Origin of the sequence: Paenibacillus sp. FSL K6-2441, from assembly GCF_037964765.1 — a bacterium.
GTDB lineage: Bacteria > Bacillota > Bacilli > Paenibacillales > Paenibacillaceae > Fontibacillus > Fontibacillus phoenicis.
The window spans coordinates 4,116,571-4,137,393 of the sequence record NZ_CP150174.1 but is presented as its reverse complement, the minus strand read 5'-3'; the positions used below and the strand labels follow the sequence as shown (position 1 = coordinate 4,137,393).

Below are 20,823 nucleotides of genomic sequence, written 5' to 3'. Positions count from 1 at the left end.
TCAATGACTTTGCTGGAACCATCGAAACGCAGCAGCATGAATTTAAGCGGCCGCGATTTTATCGAGCTGACGGATTATTCAACCGACGAGATCCACTATTTGATCGATTTGGCGATTGAGCTCAAGCGCAAGCAGAAGAACGGCGAGGTGTACCAACCGCTGCTGGGAAAAACCGTCGGGCTGATTTTTGAAAAATCGTCAACGCGGACACGGGTGTCTTTTGAAGTGGGGACGTATCAGTTGGGAGGTCATGCGCTGTTTCTCAGCAAAAACGACATCCAACTTGGACGCGGCGAAACGATCGCCGATACGGCGGGGGTCATGTCGCGCTACCTGGACGGGATCATGATTCGGACCTTCGGTCATGATAAGGTGGCTGATCTGGCCCGCTATGCTACCGTACCGGTCATTAATGGACTTAGCGACTTGGCCCATCCGTGCCAGGTGCTGGCTGACTATCAGACGCTGTATGAGCATAAGGGCAAGCTGCAGGGCTTGAAGCTGGCTTACGTGGGCGACGGCAACAACATGGCGCACTCGCTGATGATCGGCGGGGCGAAGCTAGGTGTCCACGTGTCCGTGGCCAGCCCGGAAGGGTATGAACCGGATCCACAGATCGTTGCGGATGCGCAGGAAATCGCCAAAGCGACGGGCGCAGTCATCGAGGTGGTGCGCGATCCGAAGGCGGCGGTGCAAGAGGCGGACGCCATTTACACCGACGTGTGGGCGAGCATGGGCTTCGAGGAAGAGCAGAAGATCCGCGAAGCGGCCTTCCGCAATTACCAGGTCGACGAGCAGCTGGCGCGGTATGCGAAGCCGGATTACGTCTTTATGCATTGCCTGCCGGCCCATCGGGGCGAGGAAGTAAGCGAAGGCGTGATCGACGGGCCGCATTCGATTATTTTTGATCAGGCCGAGAATCGGTTGCATGCGCAAAAGGCGCTGATGGCCGCATTGATGGGATAATTTTTTTCGGGAGGACTAGGAATCATGGCAAAGGAAAAAATCGTACTGGCATACTCCGGGGGCCTGGATACGTCGGTCATTCTAAAGTGGTTAAAAGAAACATACGATGCGGAAATTATCGCGTTTACGGCCGACATCGGCCAGAAGGAAGAGCTGGACGGGCTTGAAGCGAAGGCTTTGGCAACGGGAGCTTCCAAAGTATACATCGATGATCTGCGCGACGAATTCGCTAAGGACTTCATCTATCCGATGTTCCAGGCGGGCGCTTTGTATGAGGGGCAATATCTGCTGGGCACCAGCATCGCCCGTCCGCTGATCGCCAAGCGCATGGTGGAAATCGCCCGCGCGGAAGGCGCAACGGCGATCGCTCACGGCGCCACCGGCAAAGGCAACGACCAAGTGCGCTTTGAGCTGGCAGCAGCGGCGTTGGCGCCGGAAATTCGCGTGATTGCCCCTTGGCGGCTGAGCGAGTTCCGCGATCGCTTCCCGGGACGCGCCGAAATGATCGCGTATGCGGAAGCAAACGGCATTCCAGTAACGGCCTCGGCAGCCAAGCCGTATTCGATGGACCGCAACCTGCTGCATATCAGCTATGAGAGCGGCGTGTTGGAGGATCCGTGGTTCGACGCATCTGCACCGGAAAACAAAGACATGTACCTGCTTAGCGTTTCGCCGGAAGATGCCCCGGATCAACCGGAGTATCTGGAGCTGGAGTTCGAGCAAGGCAACTGCGTGGCGCTGAACGGCGAACGGTTAAGTCCGCTCGGGGTGATGGAGAAGCTGAATGAGCTGGGCGGCAAACATGGCATCGGCCGCGTCGACATGGTCGAGAACCGCTTTGTCGGCATGAAGAGCCGCGGGGTATACGAGACGCCGGGCGGAACCATCCTGTTCACGGCTCATCGCAAAATGGAGTCGCTGACGATGGACCGCGAGGTCATGAACCTGCGCGACAGCCTGATCACCCGTTACAGCACGCTCGTTTACAACGGCTTCTGGTTTGCGCCGGAACGGTTGGCGCTGCAAGCGCTGGTGACCGAGAGCCAGAAGAATGTGACGGGGACGGTGCGCGTGAAGCTGTACAAAGGTAACATCATCGCTGCCGGCGTGAAAAGTCCGGTCAGCTTGTACAACCCAGACATCGCTACGATGGAAGCCGATCCAACACAGGCGTACGATCAAGGTGACGCGACCGGCTTCATCCATCTGAACGCGCTGCGGCTGAAAGTCGGCGCGGGTGTGGCGCAAAACAGCGGCAAGTAAAGGGTGTACCCAAAATCTATTCGAAAAATCGAGTACAATTCGCCGATTTTCAGCGATTCGAACCCAATGTGTATGAAATTTCGTATATAATTGAGCATTTTGCGGGGATGAGGCGGGAATGTGTATGATTTTTCGAATAGAATTTGCAATTTCGATGGTTCGCGAGGAAATGTAGTCGAAATTTCGAATACATTTCCTTCTGTTTCTGTTCTGAATTGATTGGAAATAGCAATCAAGTTTCGAGTTAAGGAGTGGGTCAGGTGAGCAAGCTGTGGGGTGGCCGCTTTACGAAGCAGACCAACCGTTTAGTTGAGGAGTATACCGCCTCCATCGGGTTTGATAAAGCGTTGGCGGAAGAGGATGTGCAAGGAAGTCTCGCGCATGTCACCATGCTGGGCAAATGCGGGATCTTGCCGGAAGAGGATGTCGAGAAGATCAAGGAAGGTCTGCATCAGGTCCTGCTGAAGATCCGCCGCGGCGAGATGGAATACTCCGTGTCGGACGAAGACATCCATATGAACATTGAGAAGCAACTGATCGACGAGGTGGGGCCGGTTGGCGGGAAGCTGCACACCGGGCGCAGCCGCAACGACCAGGTAGCGACGGACATGCACCTTTACCTGCGCAAGCGGGTGGTCGAATTCGTGGGCCTGTTGCAGGAACTGCAGGAGGCGCTGCTGGGACAAGCCAAAGCGAACCTCGACACGATTGTGCCGGGCTACACCCATCTGCAGCGGGCGCAGCCGATCCTGTTCGCCCATCATTTGCTGGCGTACGTGTCGATGTTCCAACGCGATATCGAGCGCCTGCAGGACAGCTACAAGCGGATCAATGTGCTGCCGCTGGGCGCGGGGGCGCTGGCCGGCACGACGTTCCCGATCGACCGCCATTTTGTAGCCGAGCAGCTGCATTTTGACGGGGTGTATGAAAACAGTCTGGATGCCGTGAGCGACCGAGACTTTATCGTCGAGTTTCTCGCGAACGCCTCCATCCTGATGATGCACCTCTCGCGTCTCAGCGAAGAGCTCGTGCTGTGGAGCAGCACCGAATTCCGCTTCATCGAGCTGGATGACGCGTTCTGCACCGGCAGCAGCATTATGCCGCAGAAGAAAAATCCGGACGTGCCGGAGCTGGTTCGCGGCAAAACGGGCCGGGTCTACGGCAACCTGATGGGCCTGTTAACCGTGCTGAAGTCACTGCCGCTGGCGTACAACAAGGACATGCAGGAGGACAAGGAAGGCATGTTCGACACCGTCGCCACGCTGCAAGGAGCGCTGCAGCTGTTCGCGCCGATGATCGCCACGATGAAGGTGAACAAGGAGCGGATGCGCGAAGCGGTCAACCAGGACTTCTCCAACGCCACCGACATTGCCGACTTCCTGGCAAGCAAGGGTCTGCCGTTCCGTCAGGCGCACGAAGTTATCGGCAAAACCGTCCTATACTGCATCCAAAATGGCAAATACCTGCTGGATCTGACGTTAGACGAGTTCAAGCAGTTTTCGCAATTGTTTGACGATACCATTTATGACGTGCTCCAGCCGGAGACGGTGGTAAATGCTCGTAACGTATACGGCGGGACAGCTACTGCTCAAGTGACGGCTGCCATCGAACGTGCAGAGAGCAAGCTGGAAGCGGGCCGCCAATGGACGCAAGAGTATCTGGAAAAAAGTAAATAAGCGATTAGCCAATTCGCAGGCAGAGCTCGGAGACAGCCTTCGTCGATAGACGAACGGCTGTTTTTTTTAACATTATAGAATTTATAAATTTTGGGGTGGAAGCAGGTCTTCCGCCTTATTTCTGTTTTTGGTAAGGTTAGGATATGGAGACGAACATTTTGAAACGAATCTTCTTTGATGAGCGAGGGCACTGGGATCGGTTTGTGGCAAAACATGGTGGCAAGCTGCGTGCCAATGTGCGGAAAGAAGTAGAGAAGTTCCGTCGATGCGGGGATCCCAGAAACGGTTTTAAGCTGATGGTATGTGAAGGATGTCATGACCTACGGCTCGTTCCGTATCGTTGTAAAGGAAGATTCTGTACGACCTGTTCATGCGGAGAAACAGAGGAATGGGCACGTCTCCTGGAACAAGATGTATTCCAAGTCAACCACCGCCATGTCGTCTTCACGATCGACGAAGGATTACGGGAAATCTTTCTGCTCCATCGGGCAAAATTACTCAAAGAATTTATGGATGAAGCGGTACGCTTAGTCAAAGAACATTTTGAGAAGAAACATAAGGTAACTCCCGGAATCGTAGCCGGGTTGCATACGTTTGGGGCACGGCTTAACTTCAATCCTCATGTACATATGCTTGTAACGATGGGAGGAATGAAGAAGACCGGCGAGTGGAAAACATACGATTTTATTCCGTTCGAGATGCTGCGTAAGCAATGGCAGACGGTTGTTTTGAAGCTGATTCGTCGAAAGTTAAGTGAACAAGAGAAAAAGCAAGTGCAGTCCCGTTTGCAAAAAGCTTACTGCGAGAACGGAGAAGGCTTTTATGTGCATGCTCCGAAACAGAAAGGGAACGTCAAGCAGCAACTCGGGTATATCGGGCGATACATGAGAAGACCAGCGATAGCGGTTAGCCGGATCGAAGCGTATGACGGAGAAAAGGTGACATTTCGTTACCGGGATAAGAATGACGGGGAAGAGAAGACCGAGACGATTTCGGTAGAAGAATTTATGGGTAGACTTGTGCGGCATATTCCGGATGAAAACTTCAAAACGATCCGTTACTACGGGGTTTATTCGCGGCGGATCAAGAGCCTGTGCAAGAAGTTAGTCAGTGAGTGGCAAAAAGCCGCGAGAAGATGGATTGTCAAGGCAAAGCGGATATTAAAACGCAGAACGTGGAGTGAACGGATCAAGGAGCAGACGGGGAAGCCGCCATGTTGCCCAAAATGCGAAAGTTATTACGAATACAAGGGAGAAGCCTGCCTTGAGGATGGGAAGTTGAAGGTGAAGTACGCGGTGTGCTCCACCTCAAAGGCATGTCTGGAGAGGATGATTCGGGATGTCGCCGGTGTCAAAGAAACGAAAGGTAGCGAAGAAAAAGAAAAAGCCGCAAAGCGGGCTGCATAGCAAAGCGAAAGTAACCTACATCTGTCTTCAATGTCATACAACAGAAGAGATTCCGCTGAATGTCGTTCGGAATTTCGATGCGATGGATGATGGAGATCCAACCGTACCTCCGCAATTCAGCTGCGAAGAATGTGGAGGAGGCATGTACCCGGAATATTACGAGGGAATTCATGGTTACGAGTACAGGATTAGCGATGTAAGAAAATAGCCGGGTATAAGTTTTTCTCCCACACCCGGCCATTTTACACGTATGAACTCAGTTGAACGAACTTAAAAGGACGCCGCCAGGCGTTTTTCTTATTTACCTTGCTTCGACGCCCTCGAGAGGGCGCCTTCTGTACATTTTGAATTTTATGGAAATTACATGAAAATTTCAGAAAACACTAAAGGATTCGTCGGTTTTTGTCGAAATATAGTAATAACTTATCTTGCCAAGCCTTTTATTTTGGTGCATTGACTCAGACTGAAGCAACATTGGCGCGGTTTTGTAGTTGATCAACCCTTGGCAGACAACAAGAAGCACAGGATGCCCATTACAAAATAAAAGGAGAAGAACGACGATGAAAAAAAGATGGATGCAGATTCGACAACTACTGGAGGTCCGTACCTTACGCAACCGGATGCTCATCATTTTTGCCGTACTGCTGGCGGTCCCTAATCTGGCGACCTCTTACTCCAGCTATACCCGCGCCAGCGAACAGTTACATGAACAAATGGATGACAACACCCGATCGAGCGTAAATCTGTTGAATGATACGATTAACCATATCGTGGAGGCAGAGGTTCGCAACGTGGAGCAGCTGGTGCAGCAAATCGATTCCGCCCAGGTGGATGCCAAATCTCCGGAGCTGCGGAAACTCATTGACCTCTTCGTAGAAAAACATCCAGAGCTAGAGAATCTGGTGGTTGGCAATCAGAACGGAGCGTGGATGAAAGCCCCCGATCCTGGCAAACAGGACTATGACCCGCGCAAACGGGATTGGTATATCACCTCCATGGAAAACCCGGAGGAAACCGTAATCATCGATCCATTTGTATCGGCGACGACCGGCAATTTTAATCTTTATATCAGCCGCGCGTTAAAAGACCATCGAGGAGCGATCACGGTCGCCCTGGACTTGGCAAAACTGAATGCGGACGTCAGCAGCATTCACTTGGGGGAACGCGGGTATATTTATATCTTGGACCGTTCGAACAAGTTCGTCTCGCATCCGACCAAAACGGTTGGTGAAGAGGCTTCAGGTGAACATCTGGCGAAAATCCATGAGGCGGAATCGGGCTATTTGACGTATACCGATCCAGAAACCGGGAAGGAAGAAAGCGCGTTTTTTACGACCAACCCACTGACCGGGTTTAAAATCGTTGGGGTTCTGGATGTGCAGGAATTCCGCGACGCCTCAAAGCCAGTCATGTGGACTTCCCTCATTGTCCTGGCTGTCTCAATGATCGTTGCGGGCATCCTGCTCATCCTCGTGATCTTGAGCATCACGCGCCCGATCGAGCGGCTTAACCGCTCGGCCAAACGGGTGAGTGAAGGTTACTTGAACGAGGATGTAGCCACGAAGCGTAAGGACGAGATCGGTGAGCTGACCGCGAACTACAACGGCATGTTGGCCTCTCTGCGGGAAATGGTACGGGAGATGTCTGAAACGGCCAGCCAGCTGGCCGCCTCCAGCGAAGAATTAAATGCGGGAACTGAGCAGAATGCCAAGGCGGTTGAGCATGTCGCCCAGCTGGTGTCGGACGCCTCGAATCATGCCGAGAAACAAGCCGCTGCTTCGTTAGAAAGCGCCAAGACGATGGATGAAATGTCCCAAGGCATCCGGAAAATCGCGGACGCGTCCGGTCTCATCGTTGAGTCGTCGTTGCAAACGGTAGAGGATGTCCGGGAGGGCAGCGGGAAGGTGAACCTCGTCGGATTGCAAATGGAAGAGATTCGCCGGTCAACGCTGGAATCGGCGGAGATTCTGCAGCAGATGAATGAGCTCAGCGGACAGGTTGCCGGAATGAGCAGCGCGATTACGGAGATTGCCAACCAAACCAATCTGCTGGCGCTAAATGCAGCGATCGAAGCGGCGCGTGCCGGCGAGGAAGGACGCGGCTTCGCCGTGGTAGCGGGCGAAGTGCGTAAATTGGCGGAGCAGTCCGGAGCGACGGCGGAATTGATTCAACGGACCATCGGGCAGATGACCGAACTTACGAGCAAAGCCTATGAAGTGATGAATCATAAGGTGAATACGAATGTCGAGCGAGGAAGAGCCGTGACAGAGGAAGCGCAAACGGCTTTCCAAGCGATCGAGCGGTCGACGCAGCGGATTTCGGAGCAAATTCACGAAGTGTCGGCCATTACGCAACAAATGTCAGCGAGTGCCGATCAAATCGCTCACGCGGTCGAACAAATCGCGGCGACCTCGGCCAGCAGCATGGAGGGCTTGCAAGAGGTGACGGCCGCAACCCAGGAACAGCTGGCGTCGATGGAGGAGATCTCTTCCGCATCGGAAGGCTTGGCTCGAATGGCAGCGGATATGCATGCTCAGATCGACCGGTTTAAGCTCTAAAGGGATAAACATCGAATCAATGCAGTTCATGCCCCTAGTCACAGTTCGTGGCGAAGGGGCATTTTTTGCCGGATTTCCACCCCGGGCCGGGCGCATAAATCCGCCCCGAGACGGATGGAGAAGATCCGAGGGTCGATTAAGATGAATAGCAGCAACGACTTGGATCGATCTCCATTCACGCCCGCTTTACAACGTAACAATGTTATGTTACGCTGTTTGTGCAATGAAAGGAGCATGACAATGAGTGAGGATTTGATTTCCAAGAAGGAATTGCTGGATCTGACGGGCATTTCATATGGACAGTTGTATCGCTGGAAGCGCAAGAACCTGATCCCGGAGCAGTGGTTTATCCGCAAATCGTCTTTTACCGGGCAGGAAACGTATTTTCCAAGGGAAAAAATCCTGCAGCGCATTGACCGCATTCTGGGCATGAAGGATGATTTATCGCTGGATGCTCTGGCGGACGTCTTCTCGGGGAGTCCGAAGGATATCCGTTTAAGCGCAGGCGAACTTTTGGAACGAAACATTGTTACATCAACATCATTGAACTTATATATGGAGACCACAGAGAAGAAAGAGGCGCAGCCGAACTTTGGCTTCGATCAGATGTTGATCGTCTACGTGCTCGACAAGCTGCTGCAAAGCGGGGATATTTCCCTGGAGGAAGGGCGTTTATTAGTTCAGGCGCTCGAGGATCATTTACCGGGCTTGGCCGGGCAGGAATGCGGCGTGCATCTCATCCGCAAAATGGGGGTAGCCGCTTTTATCCTGGTGCCGGGGGATGGAGACATCTATGTAGACCGCAGTGTCCGGACGATCGTTCGGTTATCGCTGGCGCGCTGTACAGAGGAATTAAAACTTTTAGTGAGCGGGAGTGAAGGATAATGGCAGAACGAAGCGTTAAGGATTTGAAAATTAACGGCGTAGGTCAGGCATCCGGCGGCGCGTACCGTGAAATCCAAGCCGAGGGCATTGCTAGGCTGAACGGAGACATTACGTGCGAGGCGCTTACTGCCAATGGAACGCTGAAAATCAAAGGAACGATCCATGCGGACGAATTCAGCCTCAACGGCACCGGTTCCTCGGATGGGTTGCTGCAGGGCGGCAAATTCGAGTTGGATGGGATGTTTAAAGTCGGCAACGATGTACGATGTAACTCGCTGCATGTCCGGGGGATGCTCCAAGCCAGGGGCTCTGTGATCGGAGAAACGGCCAAGGTGGACGGCGCATTAAAGCTGGAAGGCAATGCCGAATTTGAAACCGCGGAGGTATACGGCCAAATTCAGGTTGGCGGGATGCTGAATGCGGGAAAGCTGAAGATTGATTTGGAAGGCCCTTGCCATGCGAAGGAAATCGGCGGGGAACAGATCGTAGTCCGCCAACGCAAAGGCAAACGACTGCTGGACTATATCTCCCCGCTGTGGGCTTCCCGGTTAACGGCCGATGTGATCGAGGGCGATGACATACGGTTAGAGGGGACGAAAGCCGAAGTGGTACGCGGCAACTCGGTAGTGATTGGACCGGACTGCGAGATTGGCCGCGTGGAGTATAAGGAACACTATGAGGTTTCGCCGCAGGCTTCGGTCGGGCACGCGGAACAGAAATAAAACGAAGGATCACGAAGGAGGGATTGGGGATGGCTGAACAAGTCATGCAAGACCGCAGCGCCGATTTGAAAATCGTCGGCAACGGGACGTCAAACGGCGGGTTTTTTAATAAAGTCAAAATTGTCGGCGAAGGCGAAATCAACGGAGATGTAGATTGTCGCAGCTTAAGTTGCACGGGGACGCTGGAGGTTGATGGAGGCTTGCGTGCCGAGACCGTCAAGGCGACAGGTACGATTGCAGTCACCGGACCGATGCGCGGAGAAGAGCTGAACCTCACCGGCACCCTTAACGTCCGGGGCAGCCTTCAAGCCGGCAAAGCCAAGCTGAATGGAGAAATCCGCATCGATGGCGGCATCGCAGGAGAGGAGATCGGGCTGTTTGGAAGCTGCGAGTTGAATGGTGACTGTCAGGCCGAACGGTTGCGACTTAAGGGGGCACTACAAACCCAAGGCACGATCAATGCCGAGCGGGTGGAGATTGGGATGTTTGGCCGCAGCGAAGCGGGAGAAATCGTCGGCGGGCAAATCCGCATCGCCCCGCACCCGACCTGGAAGTGGGTATCGCTGTTTAAGCCTTGGGGCACACCGGCGTTGCAGGCAAGGGTGATTGAAGGGGATGTCATTCGCCTGGAAAATACCGTAGCCGATGTCGTGCGCGGCGGGGATGTCCATATTGGTCCGGGCTGTCGGATCCGACTCGTGGAATATACAAAGCACTATCATCAAGACCCGCACAGCGAGGTGGGGGAGCACTTGAACGTTTGGAGGAATGAATAAGATGAACACACAAAAAAGCAGCCGTCTCGGCTTCGTGGTTGCCGGTCTACTGCTCGGAATATTAATGTCCGCCATGGACAATACGATCGTGTCTACGGCAATGGCCACGATCGTGTCCGAGCTCGGCGGACTGGATAAATACGTATGGGTGACCTCCGCATACATGGTCGCGGAAATGGCGGCGATGCCGATCTTCGGCAAGCTGTCCGATATGTATGGACGGAAACGTTTCTTTGTTTTTGGCATAGCATTGTTCTTGTTAGGGTCTATTCTCTGTGGTACGGCTGACACCATCGTGCAGCTTAGCATCTACCGAGCGATCCAGGGGATCGGGGGCGGAGCGCTGATGCCAATCGCTTTTGCCATCGTGTTTGATGTGTTCCCGGTGGAGAAACGCGGCGCCATGGGCGGTTTGTTTGGCGCAGTATTTGGGATCTCCAGCCTGGCCGGTCCGCTGCTTGGGGCATTTATTACCGACCATCTGAACTGGCGCTGGAATTTTTACATCAATATCCCGATTGGCATTCTCGCCTTGTTCTTGATTCTGGCTTTTTACCGAGAATCGGCCGTTCACTCCAAGCAACGCATCGATTGGTGGGGTGCAGTGACCTTGATTGGTGCGGTGGTTGCCCTGATGTTTGCGTTGGAACTGGGCGGGCAGCTGTACGCCTGGGACTCTGGGCAGATTCTTGGACTGTTCGCGGCATTTGCCGTCTTGTTCACGATTTTCCTGCTGGTGGAACGTAAAGCAGAGGAGCCGATCGTTTCCTTCGCAATGTTCCGGAAGCGGTTGTTTGCCAGCAGCAATCTCGCCGGGTTGTTTTACGGTGCTGCATTTATCGCAGCTTCGGTGTATATTCCGTTGTTCGTGCAAGGAGTCACGGGCGGTACAGCTACCAATTCGGGCTTGATCCTGTTGCCGATGACGCTGAGCTCTGTAGTTGCCTCGCAAGTCGGGGGCTTTCTCGTGCAGCGTACCAGCTTCCGTAATGTGATGATCTTATCGGCGGTTATTTTTATCTTGGGGATCGCTTTGCTGGCTACCATTGCGCCAGACACGACCAAGTTGATGCTGTCGATTTATATGGCCATCGCAGGCTTTGGCGTGGGGTTCTCCTTCTCTGTATTGGGAATGTCGGCCATTCAAGATTTTGGACCTTCACAGCGGGGAGCTGCCAGCTCGACGATGTCGTTCATTCGCTCGCTGGGGATGACAGTGGGGATCACCATCTTTGGGATCGTGCAGCGGAACCTGTTTGCGAACCGGTTAAACGAATCGTTATCCCGCATGGGCGGCGGAGCCGAAGGGCTTCCATCCCTGGATGATCCGCGGACGCTCCTGGCTTCGGAAGCACGTAAAGCCATTCCGGCACCGGTTCTGGAGCAGATTGTAACGGATCTGTCGAAGTCGATTACCACGATGTTTTGGTGGACGCTGGTGCCAGCTGTACTGGCTTTGATCACGGTATGTTTTATGGGCCATGCCAAAATGAGCGGGTTTGGGCCTAATGCGGCGGGTCGAAATGAAACGAAGCCGGTGGTTTCGGAGTGAGATATATCCAGATTCAAGGGAATCAAAGAAACAATTGACATCCCTACAGTTGATATGGATAATCTATAGTTTATCCTGAGCAATAATGAGGTGTTTACGTGAAAAGTAACGAGTCACAGGCTTTGCCTGGTTTCGGGAGCTTGTTCCGGAATCGGTTCTACCAGACAATCCTGATCTCTAACCTGTTCTTGCAGATTGGAATCTGGGTCCGCAATTTTGCGATTCTGATGTTCGTCACAGACCAGACCAATAACGATCCGCTTGCGATCTCGCTCATTTCCGTCGTAGAGTTTGCCCCGATCTTCGTGTTCTCCTTCATCGGTGGGGCGTTTGCGGATCGATGGAAGCCGAAGCGGACGATGATCTGGTGCGACTTCCTGTCCGCCGTCTCGGTCTTCGCCGTGCTGCTGACGTTGCTGTACGGTTCGTGGGAAACGGTCTATTTTGCGACCTTTATCTCGGCGATTCTGTCGCAGTTCTCGCAACCGTCGGTCATGAAGCTGTTCAAGCAGCATGTCCATCCGGATAAAGTGCAACAAGGGATGGCGTTGTTCCAGTCGTTGGTCGCTATTTTCATGGTGATTGGGCCTTCGCTGGGGATTTACTCCTATCACCAATTTGGGATTTACATCTCGATTGGCGTGATGGGCGTGGCTTTCCTGATCTCTGCTTTGGTGCTATTCCGGCTTCCGGCGGACGTAGAGCTAGAGGAAAAACAAGAGAAAACCTCGAATATCCGCAAGGAACTGGCGGATGGCTTCCGCTATGTATGGCGGAGTCCTGTACTGAAGGTACTGGGCGCCACGTTTGCCATCGCCGGCTTCTCGGTCGGGATTATCCAAACTCTGGGATTGTTTGTCGTCACTGAACGTTTGGGTCAGCCTAAGGAATTCCTGCAATTTTTGCTGGCGGTGAACGGGGTTGCGATGCTGATTGGCGGCGGTGTGATTATGGGCTTAGCTAAAAAGATCCCGCCCCAAATGCTCCTAGCCTTCGGGATGGCGGTCAGCGCCGTCTGTATCGTGGGGATGGGGCTGTCGACCAGCGTTCCGTTGACGTTGGCGTTGCAGTTCCTGAACGGCTTGACGTTCCCTTGCATCCAAATCGGGATCAACACGATGATCCTGCAATGGACGGAGCAATCCTATGTCGGTCGCGTCAATGGTGTACTCAGCCCGATGTTCATGGGCATGATGGTCATCATGATGTCGGTGTCCGGCGTGTTGAAAAAGTTCTTTCCGCTCGTCAGCATTTACGCCGTATCCGGCATCATCATGCTGCTAGGCGCGATGATCCTGGTGCCGATCTTCAAGCACAAGCCGGCGGCGCAGCCGCAGCCGCAGCTGGAAGGACAGCCAACGAGCTGAGGTTGGCAGTAAAGCAAAAAGCTGTCCCCATGGGGCCTATGAGAGGTCCTCGGGGACAGCTTTTTTGCGTTGCGGGGCTTGGGGCTGTTTTTATCGTGCGTCGACATATCCCTTGCGCCCGGCGGCGTAGCCAAAGAGGGCGGTTAACATCGACACGCCCGTGATCACGGCAAGCGGGGTGTCCCAGTTGCCGCTGAGATCGTGGAGATAGCCAAACAGCGTTGGCCCAAACGCGGCCAATATGTAACCGATGGATTGCGCCATGCCCGACAGGGCGTTGGCTTGCTCCGTCGTGCGTGAGCGCAGCGAGAAGAAAACGATGGCTAGGCCAAAGGTGGAGCCGGCACCAATCCCAAGTAAGAGGATGAAGAGTGGGGCCAGCGCGACCGATCCGGCCCAGATGCCGCCGAAGCCAATTACGCATAACGCGGCAGTGGCGGCAGTCATCCACTTCTGGCTGTCCGACCGCGCGGCGTACAGCGGCATCAGGAACGAGCCGGCCATACTGATCAACTGCATCATTGATAACATCCAGCCGGCTTGTTCGGCGCTCATCCCGCGCTCCTGCAGAATGTCCGGCAGCCACGAAATGCTGACGTAAAACAGGATCGACTGGAAGCCCATAAACATCGTCACCAGCCAGGCAACCCGTGAACGCCAAATACGAAGGCGCGGGCCGGAAGCTTGGCTCAGATCGGACTGCGGGCGTGCCGTAGTGTTGGTTACTTCACCCTCCGGGGTGGCGGAGCGGCCCGCAACGGTTGCTTTGTTCAGGTTCTGGCCAGCTTCGGTGCGTTTTGGCAACAGCGGCAGCCAGACCAAGCTGGCGATCGCCGTCAACACCACCCAAATGGTTAATGCGCCACGCCACCCCAGTGGACCTTGGGACAGCGGTACACTGATCCCGGAGGAAATCGCCGCCCAGAAAGTCAAGCACGTGGTGAACAGGCTGGTCATCAAACCGACTTGCTGCGGGAAGTCGCGTTTGATCAACCCAGGCAGCAGCACGTTACAGACCGCGATCGCGATGCCGATCAACGCGGTGCCGGCAAACAGCGCAGCAACGGACGGCAGAGAGCGGACGAGGATGCCGCCGGTCATCAGGACCATGCTGTAGAACAGCGTCCGCTCGATCCCAAGCTTTGCGGACAAGCCGGGTGCAGCCAGCGCAAACACCGCGAAGGCGATCAGCGGCAGTGTCGTCAGCATGCCCGACATCGCGTGCGACAAGCCCGTGGCCGCCTCGATTTCGCCAATGAGGGCGCCTACACCGGTGATGGGCGACCGCAAGGCGGCGGCGGTCAGGAGCACGGCGGTTACCAGCAGCCAAACAGAAGCGCTGCGCGTCTGATTTAAGGCTGGGGTAGAGGCAGATGCGATCGTTTTATTCATATATTAAGGAAGCCTCCTTCTTACATCGCGATTTCGGCAACAAGGATAGATTAGTTCGAAGCTTGATACCCTAGTTTGGAGACGCCGCGAAATATTTTATGCAGTAAATTTATTGTGAACGTTGCGGCAGGTCTCAGATGCAGTCCAGTATACTTCAAGTTTACATCATGCGGCAAATTTTGGGTGATTGGTCACCTGTTCCAGTTGGAGAAGTATATGGAAGAATATGGCGAGCATGTGGTATAATAATGAGTAAATCACAAAACAAATATAGAGCCGTGAAGCACACGCCTTTTGTTGTTGGACGATGTAGTTGTCTCGTCCGTCGACGGAAGGCGTTTTATTTTTCCATTGGAGGAGGTTGGTTGGATGGGATTTCAGGAGACCTATGCGCAGTGGATCAGCGATCATTTGGGACGCCGGCAAGGGGAGAGAGAACGAAGATTGAGGGAGGGGCATGGGTATGCGGAAAAGGCATTTGTCGAAAAAGTGTGGTGGCCCGCTTTCGGGCATTTTCGGCAGCTTCATCCTGAATATGAGGTGACCGATTTTAAAGACGGATACCGCTATCTTGACTTTGCTTACCTACGTTCCGGAATTAAGCTTGCCATTGAAATCGACGGATATGGCCCGCATCTGCGCGGGATCAGCCGGGATCGCTTCTCGGACCAATGCCGCCGGCAAAACGACCTGATCCTAGATGGCTGGAAGGTGCTGCGATTTACTTACGATGATGTCAGCGAGAACCCGCGTTACTGTCAGCAAACTCTGCAGCAGTTTATGGGACGGTGGTTGGGGGAGGCGGATAATTTGAGGCAGATCAACTACCAGGAGAGGGAACTGCTTCGTCAGTTTCTTCGTGCGGGAAGACCGTTAACACCGGCGGATATCTGCCAAACGATGGGCGTGGAAAATAAAACTGCGCGCAAATGGCTGCGGCAGTTGTTGGAGAAGCGGTGGATCCAGCCGGCCAGCGGCAGCGTACGGATCCGTTCTTATCGACTTTCGCTCGACGCCGAGCGTCTTCTTTTGTAGACCAAGAGGGAATAACGCCCTTTTGTGGTCTTATTTGACTCCCCCAGACAATTTCCGGGGAAATAACGGTAAAAAATGTCCTTATCCTTAAGGAAACGTCGCAATAAGGGCGGGTTTAGATTTCATATCGTAAAATAACGCCACAATTTTCCCTTATTTCAGTGAAACGGCGTGAAATTGACGAAATAAGGCCTATTTTTACCGTTATCCTCGGGGTTAGAAGGGAGGGAGGAGGGGCGATGCCGCCTCCCCGTGATTCTTACCGAAAATTCGGCCCGGTGACGCCGTCCTCCAAAATCTGCTTAGGTAAGCTATCAGAGGAGTTGCCGCCGCTGGAGTTGCCACCCGAGCTGCCCGAGCCGACTTGACCGCCGGTTCCTGAACCGCCCGTGCCGCTACCTTTGCTGCCGCCATTTCCGCTCCGATTGTTCTCGCGATTGCCACTGCCTGCATCTTCGCCATTGCTGCTCCCGGTGGACCCCGCCTTGACTTCACGCACTGCGATGACATTAGGTTGCGCCGGATACGTGTCTTTGGAGAGCAACGTGCGTTCGACCGTCTTGCCGTCTACTTTTTTGATGCGGTACGTCTCCACGACATATCCCTGCTTCCCGCGCACGAGCACTTGCTGGCTGCCCGCAGGCAAGGAGCGGTTGATCACATACTTGTTGGGCGGGGAAATGACTTCGGTTGTACGCGACTCCAGCGTGTAACTCACGTTCTCCGGCATATCGCCAAAAAGCTTAACAGTTAGTTGACCGTTTTTCACCTCGGCGCGGATGAGGAGATGGTGGCCGGAGGTGTTTTGGAAGCGGAAATTGATGTAGCCTTTGGCGAACGTGGCGTCCTGACCTTTGGGCAAGTATTTGACCGGAAGGGAGTGGTTGCGCCGCTCCACGATGGTCAGCCCGGCGCGAACCGCCGCATTGTAGAGCGTGCTCGACACCTGGCAAATCCCGCCTCCAACCCCAGGGGTCAGCCGCCCGCCAAAAATAACCGGCGCCTCCCGGAAGCCGTACGTTTTCTCGGCATACTCAATCACTTCGTTGTAATCGAAAACTTCGTCTGGAGCCAATACCATCCCGTCGATGCTGCGGGCTGCCGCGTCCACGTTATGCACCCGCCCGGCCCCGCTGGACATCAGGCTTGTGGAGAACTGGACGATTTTGCGGCGGATGCCTTCTTTTTGGAGCCGTTCTACGGTGATTTCGGGCTCTACAGTTTTGAGCGGCACGGTAAACTGCAACGTAGGAAGCTGTTTCGATAATGCGTTTGGGGTTGGTTCATGCCATAAATTCTTTTCCAAACGACGTACTTCTTCACCAAGCTGCTTCGGCACCATTTCCAATAAGCGTTCCCAGTCGATGCGTTGCACGGCCGTACCCGGCAAATAACGAATTTGGTCCTGTGGCGTAATCGTTCGCACGGCGTTCACTGGGGAGCCAAATCGATTCTTTTCCCACTCCGGGGAAAACATCGTCTGCAGCTTCTTCGGATCGAAGGTGATGCTGAGCGTCTGCTGCCGAGGAAAACTTCTTCTCGCCATTCCCCGTTCCCATAAGGAGCCTTCTTCCAGTCGCTGTACCTCATCATGAAAAGCTTCTGCGTCAAACGTAATCCCGGCATGCTCCCAAGTTAGGGTTTTGGTAGTGCCGTCGACCGTAAACACAGCTTGCTTCCGGTTTAATGCGGCGATCTCCTGGTCAAGGAGCCGCAGAGCTTCATCGCGCTGGCGCCGGCCCAGATCCAATCCGGCCACGACCGTGCCCGAAGGCAAGGTGTCCTGCGAGACATAGAGTGCGAGCGCTCCCCAACTTGCGGCGCCGAGAAGCCCAACGCAGAGTAATATAGCTGCCAAATGTTTCTTTTTCATAGCCGTCTCCTTTAGGCGAAGCCCTTGAGATTCATAGAAAAGAACCTTGTACAACCATATGTATGATCAAACGGCTGGAAACTTTCGGGTACTCAAGTGGTAACATCTTTGTTACAATAAATATCGGACTTCAAGGAATTTCCTCAACTTTTAAAGGATTTGGCTGGAACATGTCGAATGTAAGATAGGGCCACCTATAGAAACGGAATCATAGATTTAGGACGTGATCAAGTGATAGAAATGCAGGATGTCTGGAAGACGTATCCGAATGGTACCCACGCCCTTAAAGGCGTTTCGGTCAAGATCGACCGTAATGAATTCGTGTATCTGGTTGGTCCCTCCGGCGCAGGGAAATCGACTTTCATGAAACTGATTTACCGGGAAGAAGTGCCCACTAAGGGGCAGATTTCCGTTAACGGCTTTAACATTGGCAAGCTAAAACCTCGCAAAATTCCCTATGTGCGCCGAAATATCGGGGTGATTTTCCAAGACTTTCGGCTGCTTCCGAAGCTGACGGCTTACGAGAACGTGGCTTTTGCTTTGGAGGTGATCGAAGCCCCGAAGAAGATCATCAAGAAACGCGTGATGGAAGTGCTCGACCTGGTCGGGCTGAAAAATAAAGCGGATCGCGATCCTTCCCAACTATCCGGCGGAGAGCAACAGCGGGTGGCGATTGCCCGGGCGATCGTCAATAATCCGTCCGTCATTATTGCGGACGAGCCCACGGGGAACCTCGATCCTGAGACCTCCTGGGGGATTATGCAGCTGCTGGACGAAATCAACTTCCGCGGTACCACCATCGTTATGGCTACCCACAACAAAGAGATTGTAAATACGATGCGCAAACGCGTCATCGCGATTGAACACGGCAATATCGTGCGAGACCAGCTGAGAGGGGAATATGGTTATGACTATTAGCACCTTCTTGCGGCATTTGCGGGAAGGCGCAAAGAGCGTGTTCCGCAACGGTTGGATGTCGGTGGCGTCCATCACCTCGATCATCGTATCGTTGCTGATCTTAGGCGTGTTCACCTTGCTTGTGCTGAACGTCAATGCGTTTGCCGATGAGGCGGACAGCCAGGTACAGATCAAGGCTTACCTAAACTCAGATGTGTCTGAAGCCCTGCGCGACCAGATCTATAACGAGATCGGCTCGATGGAAGAAGTCAGCAAAGTAAAGCTGATCCCCAAAGCCGAAGGCCTAAAGGATTTCCGGGAGAAGCTCGGCGAGGAAGGCAAGGACCTGCTGGAAGGGTACGATGAGACGACGAACCCGATTCCTGACACGTTTGAGGTTCAGGTGATTGAACCCACTACGGTGCCTTACGTAGCCAGCAAAATCAATGCCCTGAACGATAAATACGAGGAGAAGCCGATCTATAAAGTCAATTACGGACAAGGTACGGTGGAAAAATTGTTCAAAATCACCCGGGCGATCCGCAATATCGGATTTGCTTTTGTGGCTGGCCTTGCCCTGATGGCGATGTTCCTTATCTCCAATACGATCCGGGTGACGATCTTAGCCCGCCGCCGCGAGATTGGCATCATGAAGCTGGTTGGCGCGACGAATACCTTTATTCGTTGGCCTTTCTTCGTAGAAGGCGCCTTAATAGGTCTGATCGGTTCCCTGATCACCGTAGGCGTGCTGTTCTTTAGTTACAACGAGCTGGTGACATCGGTCAAATCCGACGTGACGCTGGCCATTCAGCTGGTACCGCTCCAAGAAATCGGTCTGGAACTAGGCGGATTGCTTGTCGGCTTAGGACTTTTGATTGGCATTTGGGGAAGTACGATGTCGATTCGGAAGTTTTTGAAGGTGTAACGGAATTAAGGAAGCGAAGGAAACGAGCCGATACATTGTTATATCTACAAAAGTCGGAATTTTTAATTACCTTTTAAGAAGGATGGGGAAACGAAGTTGAAGAAATGGATAACCACACTCACCGTTGTCGCATTAGCCGCTTTGATTTTCCAACCTACTGAAGGCTTCGCCAAGACCAAAACCATCAGCCAGATCGACAAAGAGCTGAAGCAGCTTCAGGAGCAGGCTAAGCAGGCCAAAGCGCAGCAGGAGAAAGCCGAGAATCAGAAGCAGGAAGCACAGCATTACGTCAATAAAAATACCAATTATCTGAAACAATTAATGAGTCAGATTGAGGTCGTGAGCAACGAGTTAACGCAAATTTCACTCGAAATTGAGAAAACGGAAGAGGATTTGCGCGAAACTGCGGAAAAATTGGACGAGACCCAAGCGAGAATTGAAGAGCGGTCCCACTTGCTCGACACCCGCGTTCGGTTGATGTATACGGATGGCGTCGTTTCCTATTTGGACGTGCTGCTGTCCTCCACCAGCTTTACCGATTTTCTTGAGCGGGCGGACTCCCTGCAGGCGATTGCCAATCAGGACCATATCCTGCTGGATGAGCATAAACGGGACAAGGAACTGATCGTGCAGCAGCAGAAGCAGCTGGAGCAGGATTATGCAAAAGTGAAGCAGCTTTATGCGGATGCCGAGTCGCGTAAGAGCGATCTGGAAGCTAAGGAGATCGAGAAGCAGCAGCTGATCGCGAAATACAACGCTGACATCGAGGAATCCGAAGATATCAGCGAGGAGCAAGAAGCGCTCCTGGTTGAGTTGGCGAAGAAACGGTCGGCGCTTGAGCAAGAGAAGAACAAGCTGAAGGCTGCTCAGGTATACAAATATAAGAAGAGTTCTTCCGGATCCGGCGGATTTAAGGGCAACGGCGGTTCGTTTGGATTGCCGGTGGATGGCGCCCGAATCTCCTCTGGATACGGTTCACGAATCCATCCGATTACCGGCGTGAAGAAAATGCATACCGGTGTGGATTTCGCCGTTGCCCAAGGGACGGATATCCATGCGGCGGAGGATGGCGTCGTCATCGTTGCAGAATGGTGGAGCGGTTACGGCAACACAGTAATCATCGACCACGGTGACAACGTATGGACGCTTTACGGCCATATCCGCAATGGCGGGATTAAGGTAGAGAAAGGCCAACACGTCAAGAAAGGCGAGAAAATTGCCGAAGTTGGAAGCACGGGCAACTCCACCGGCCCTCACTGCCATTTCGAAGTCCGGATCAACGGCAACCCAGTAGACCCGATGCCTTATTTGTAATAAAATAACTATAGTGTTCGAGCGAAAACGGATACCGCCTCTCTGGGGCAGGGTCCGTTTTCACCGTTAAATTGCAATTTTGGGGTTTAGTGATAAGAAGCCAATTTTAAAACCACCTGGTTAGCATGGAAGATTTAAAATTGGGTTATTAGCACCGAGAAGGTTGGATGAAGCTAGAGGCTGAGTAGCGGAGCGTAGGCAAATCCTACGTGAGCA

The 20,823-nt window shown here is 53.4% G+C and carries 16 protein-coding genes; 14 read left to right on the top strand and 2 right to left on the bottom strand.

Translation table 11 applies throughout. The features are described 5' to 3' along the window. Window positions 1-3: 3 nt before the first annotated feature. The 10 genes from argF (at window position 4) to NSQ80_RS19070 (ending at window position 13,171) form a co-directional block, all read left to right on the top strand. Window positions 4-966: an ornithine carbamoyltransferase gene (gene argF, locus NSQ80_RS19115; protein ID WP_260071093.1), complete on the top strand. Its 963-nt coding sequence runs from the start codon at window positions 4-6 to the stop codon at window positions 964-966. A 24-nt stretch (window positions 967-990) separates the two neighbouring features. Then, window positions 991-2,229: an argininosuccinate synthase gene (locus NSQ80_RS19110; protein ID WP_009225376.1), complete on the top strand. Its 1,239-nt coding sequence runs from the start codon at window positions 991-993 to the stop codon at window positions 2,227-2,229. A 260-nt stretch (window positions 2,230-2,489) separates the two neighbouring features. Beyond that, window positions 2,490-3,905 (top strand): argininosuccinate lyase, encoded by a 1,416-nt coding sequence (gene argH, locus NSQ80_RS19105; RefSeq protein ID WP_339300408.1) that lies wholly within the window; start codon window positions 2,490-2,492, stop codon window positions 3,903-3,905. Window positions 3,906-4,063: 158 nt separating this feature from the next. Beyond that, window positions 4,064-5,311: a transposase gene (locus NSQ80_RS19100; protein ID WP_198524797.1), complete on the top strand. Its 1,248-nt coding sequence runs from the start codon at window positions 4,064-4,066 to the stop codon at window positions 5,309-5,311. A 560-nt stretch (window positions 5,312-5,871) separates the two neighbouring features. Then, on the top strand, window positions 5,872-7,869 hold the full coding sequence (locus NSQ80_RS19095; RefSeq protein ID WP_339300406.1) for a methyl-accepting chemotaxis protein: 1,998 nt from the start codon (window positions 5,872-5,874) through the stop codon (window positions 7,867-7,869). 240 nt (window positions 7,870-8,109) lie between these two features. After that, the gene (locus NSQ80_RS19090) at window positions 8,110-8,754 is read left to right on the top strand and encodes a YhbD family protein (protein ID WP_339300404.1); all 645 of its coding nucleotides are present in this window, start codon (window positions 8,110-8,112) and stop codon (window positions 8,752-8,754) included. Beyond that, complete coding sequence (locus tag NSQ80_RS19085; protein WP_339300402.1) at window positions 8,754-9,476, top strand: hypothetical protein; 723 nt, start codon at window positions 8,754-8,756, stop codon at window positions 9,474-9,476. Before NSQ80_RS19090 ends, NSQ80_RS19085 begins: the two co-directional genes overlap by 1 nt. A gap of 29 nt (window positions 9,477-9,505) precedes the next feature. Next, the gene (locus tag NSQ80_RS19080; RefSeq protein WP_339300400.1) at window positions 9,506-10,252 is read left to right on the top strand and encodes a hypothetical protein; all 747 of its coding nucleotides are present in this window, start codon (window positions 9,506-9,508) and stop codon (window positions 10,250-10,252) included. 1 nt (window position 10,253) lies between these two features. Next, window positions 10,254-11,804, top strand: coding sequence for an MDR family MFS transporter (locus tag NSQ80_RS19075; RefSeq protein ID WP_339300398.1), 1,551 nt, complete (start codon window positions 10,254-10,256; stop codon window positions 11,802-11,804). A 98-nt stretch (window positions 11,805-11,902) separates the two neighbouring features. Further along, entirely contained in the window at window positions 11,903-13,171 is a 1,269-nt protein-coding gene (locus NSQ80_RS19070) for an MFS transporter (RefSeq protein WP_339300396.1), read from the top strand. Between the two features lie 90 nt (window positions 13,172-13,261). On the opposite strand, the gene NSQ80_RS19065 is transcribed toward NSQ80_RS19070, so the two are convergent. Continuing rightward, on the bottom strand, window positions 13,262-14,563 hold the full coding sequence (locus tag NSQ80_RS19065) for an MFS transporter (protein WP_009225384.1): 1,302 nt from the start codon (window positions 14,561-14,563) through the stop codon (window positions 13,262-13,264). A gap of 369 nt (window positions 14,564-14,932) precedes the next feature. Here NSQ80_RS19065 and NSQ80_RS19060 point away from each other — a divergent pair, with 369 nt between their 5' ends. Beyond that, window positions 14,933-15,598 (top strand): DNA-binding response regulator, encoded by a 666-nt coding sequence (locus tag NSQ80_RS19060; RefSeq protein ID WP_339300393.1) that lies wholly within the window; start codon window positions 14,933-14,935, stop codon window positions 15,596-15,598. 259 nt (window positions 15,599-15,857) lie between these two features. Here the strand turns inward: NSQ80_RS19060 and NSQ80_RS19055 are convergent, their stop codons facing one another. After that, window positions 15,858-17,471: a VanW family protein gene (locus NSQ80_RS19055; protein ID WP_339300391.1), complete on the bottom strand. Its 1,614-nt coding sequence runs from the start codon at window positions 17,469-17,471 to the stop codon at window positions 15,858-15,860. A gap of 231 nt (window positions 17,472-17,702) precedes the next feature. Between NSQ80_RS19055 and ftsE the strand changes: the two genes are divergently transcribed. The 3 genes from ftsE (at window position 17,703) to NSQ80_RS19040 (ending at window position 20,607) form a co-directional block, all read left to right on the top strand. After that, entirely contained in the window at window positions 17,703-18,389 is a 687-nt protein-coding gene (gene ftsE / locus NSQ80_RS19050) for a cell division ATP-binding protein FtsE (protein WP_339300389.1), read from the top strand. Continuing rightward, window positions 18,379-19,293 (top strand): permease-like cell division protein FtsX, encoded by a 915-nt coding sequence (ftsX, locus tag NSQ80_RS19045; protein WP_260071105.1) that lies wholly within the window; start codon window positions 18,379-18,381, stop codon window positions 19,291-19,293. The genes ftsE and ftsX overlap by 11 nt, the downstream gene beginning before the upstream one ends. A gap of 96 nt (window positions 19,294-19,389) precedes the next feature. Next, entirely contained in the window at window positions 19,390-20,607 is a 1,218-nt protein-coding gene (locus NSQ80_RS19040; protein ID WP_260071106.1) for a M23 family metallopeptidase, read from the top strand. The last annotated feature ends 216 nt before the right edge of the window (window positions 20,608-20,823 follow it).

What these genes read in the sequence shown, in the direction of transcription:
- argF (WP_260071093.1), top strand. Translation starts at nt 4, where the DNA reads ATGACTTTGCTGGAACCATCGAAACGCAGCAGCATGAATTTAAGCGGC.
- NSQ80_RS19110 (WP_009225376.1), top strand. Translation starts at nt 991, where the DNA reads ATGGCAAAGGAAAAAATCGTACTGGCATACTCCGGGGGCCTGGATACG.
- NSQ80_RS19095 (WP_339300406.1), top strand. Translation starts at nt 5,872, where the DNA reads ATGAAAAAAAGATGGATGCAGATTCGACAACTACTGGAGGTCCGTACC.
- NSQ80_RS19090 (WP_339300404.1), top strand. Translation starts at nt 8,110, where the DNA reads ATGAGTGAGGATTTGATTTCCAAGAAGGAATTGCTGGATCTGACGGGC.
- NSQ80_RS19085 (WP_339300402.1), top strand. Translation starts at nt 8,754, where the DNA reads ATGGCAGAACGAAGCGTTAAGGATTTGAAAATTAACGGCGTAGGTCAG.
- NSQ80_RS19080 (WP_339300400.1), top strand. Translation starts at nt 9,506, where the DNA reads ATGGCTGAACAAGTCATGCAAGACCGCAGCGCCGATTTGAAAATCGTC.
- NSQ80_RS19075 (WP_339300398.1), top strand. Translation starts at nt 10,254, where the DNA reads ATGAACACACAAAAAAGCAGCCGTCTCGGCTTCGTGGTTGCCGGTCTA.
- NSQ80_RS19065 (WP_009225384.1), bottom strand. Translation starts at nt 14,563, where the DNA reads ATGAATAAAACGATCGCATCTGCCTCTACCCCAGCCTTAAATCAGACG.
- NSQ80_RS19060 (WP_339300393.1), top strand. Translation starts at nt 14,933, where the DNA reads ATGGGATTTCAGGAGACCTATGCGCAGTGGATCAGCGATCATTTGGGA.
- NSQ80_RS19055 (WP_339300391.1), bottom strand. Translation starts at nt 17,471, where the DNA reads ATGAAAAAGAAACATTTGGCAGCTATATTACTCTGCGTTGGGCTTCTC.
- ftsX (WP_260071105.1), top strand. Translation starts at nt 18,379, where the DNA reads ATGACTATTAGCACCTTCTTGCGGCATTTGCGGGAAGGCGCAAAGAGC.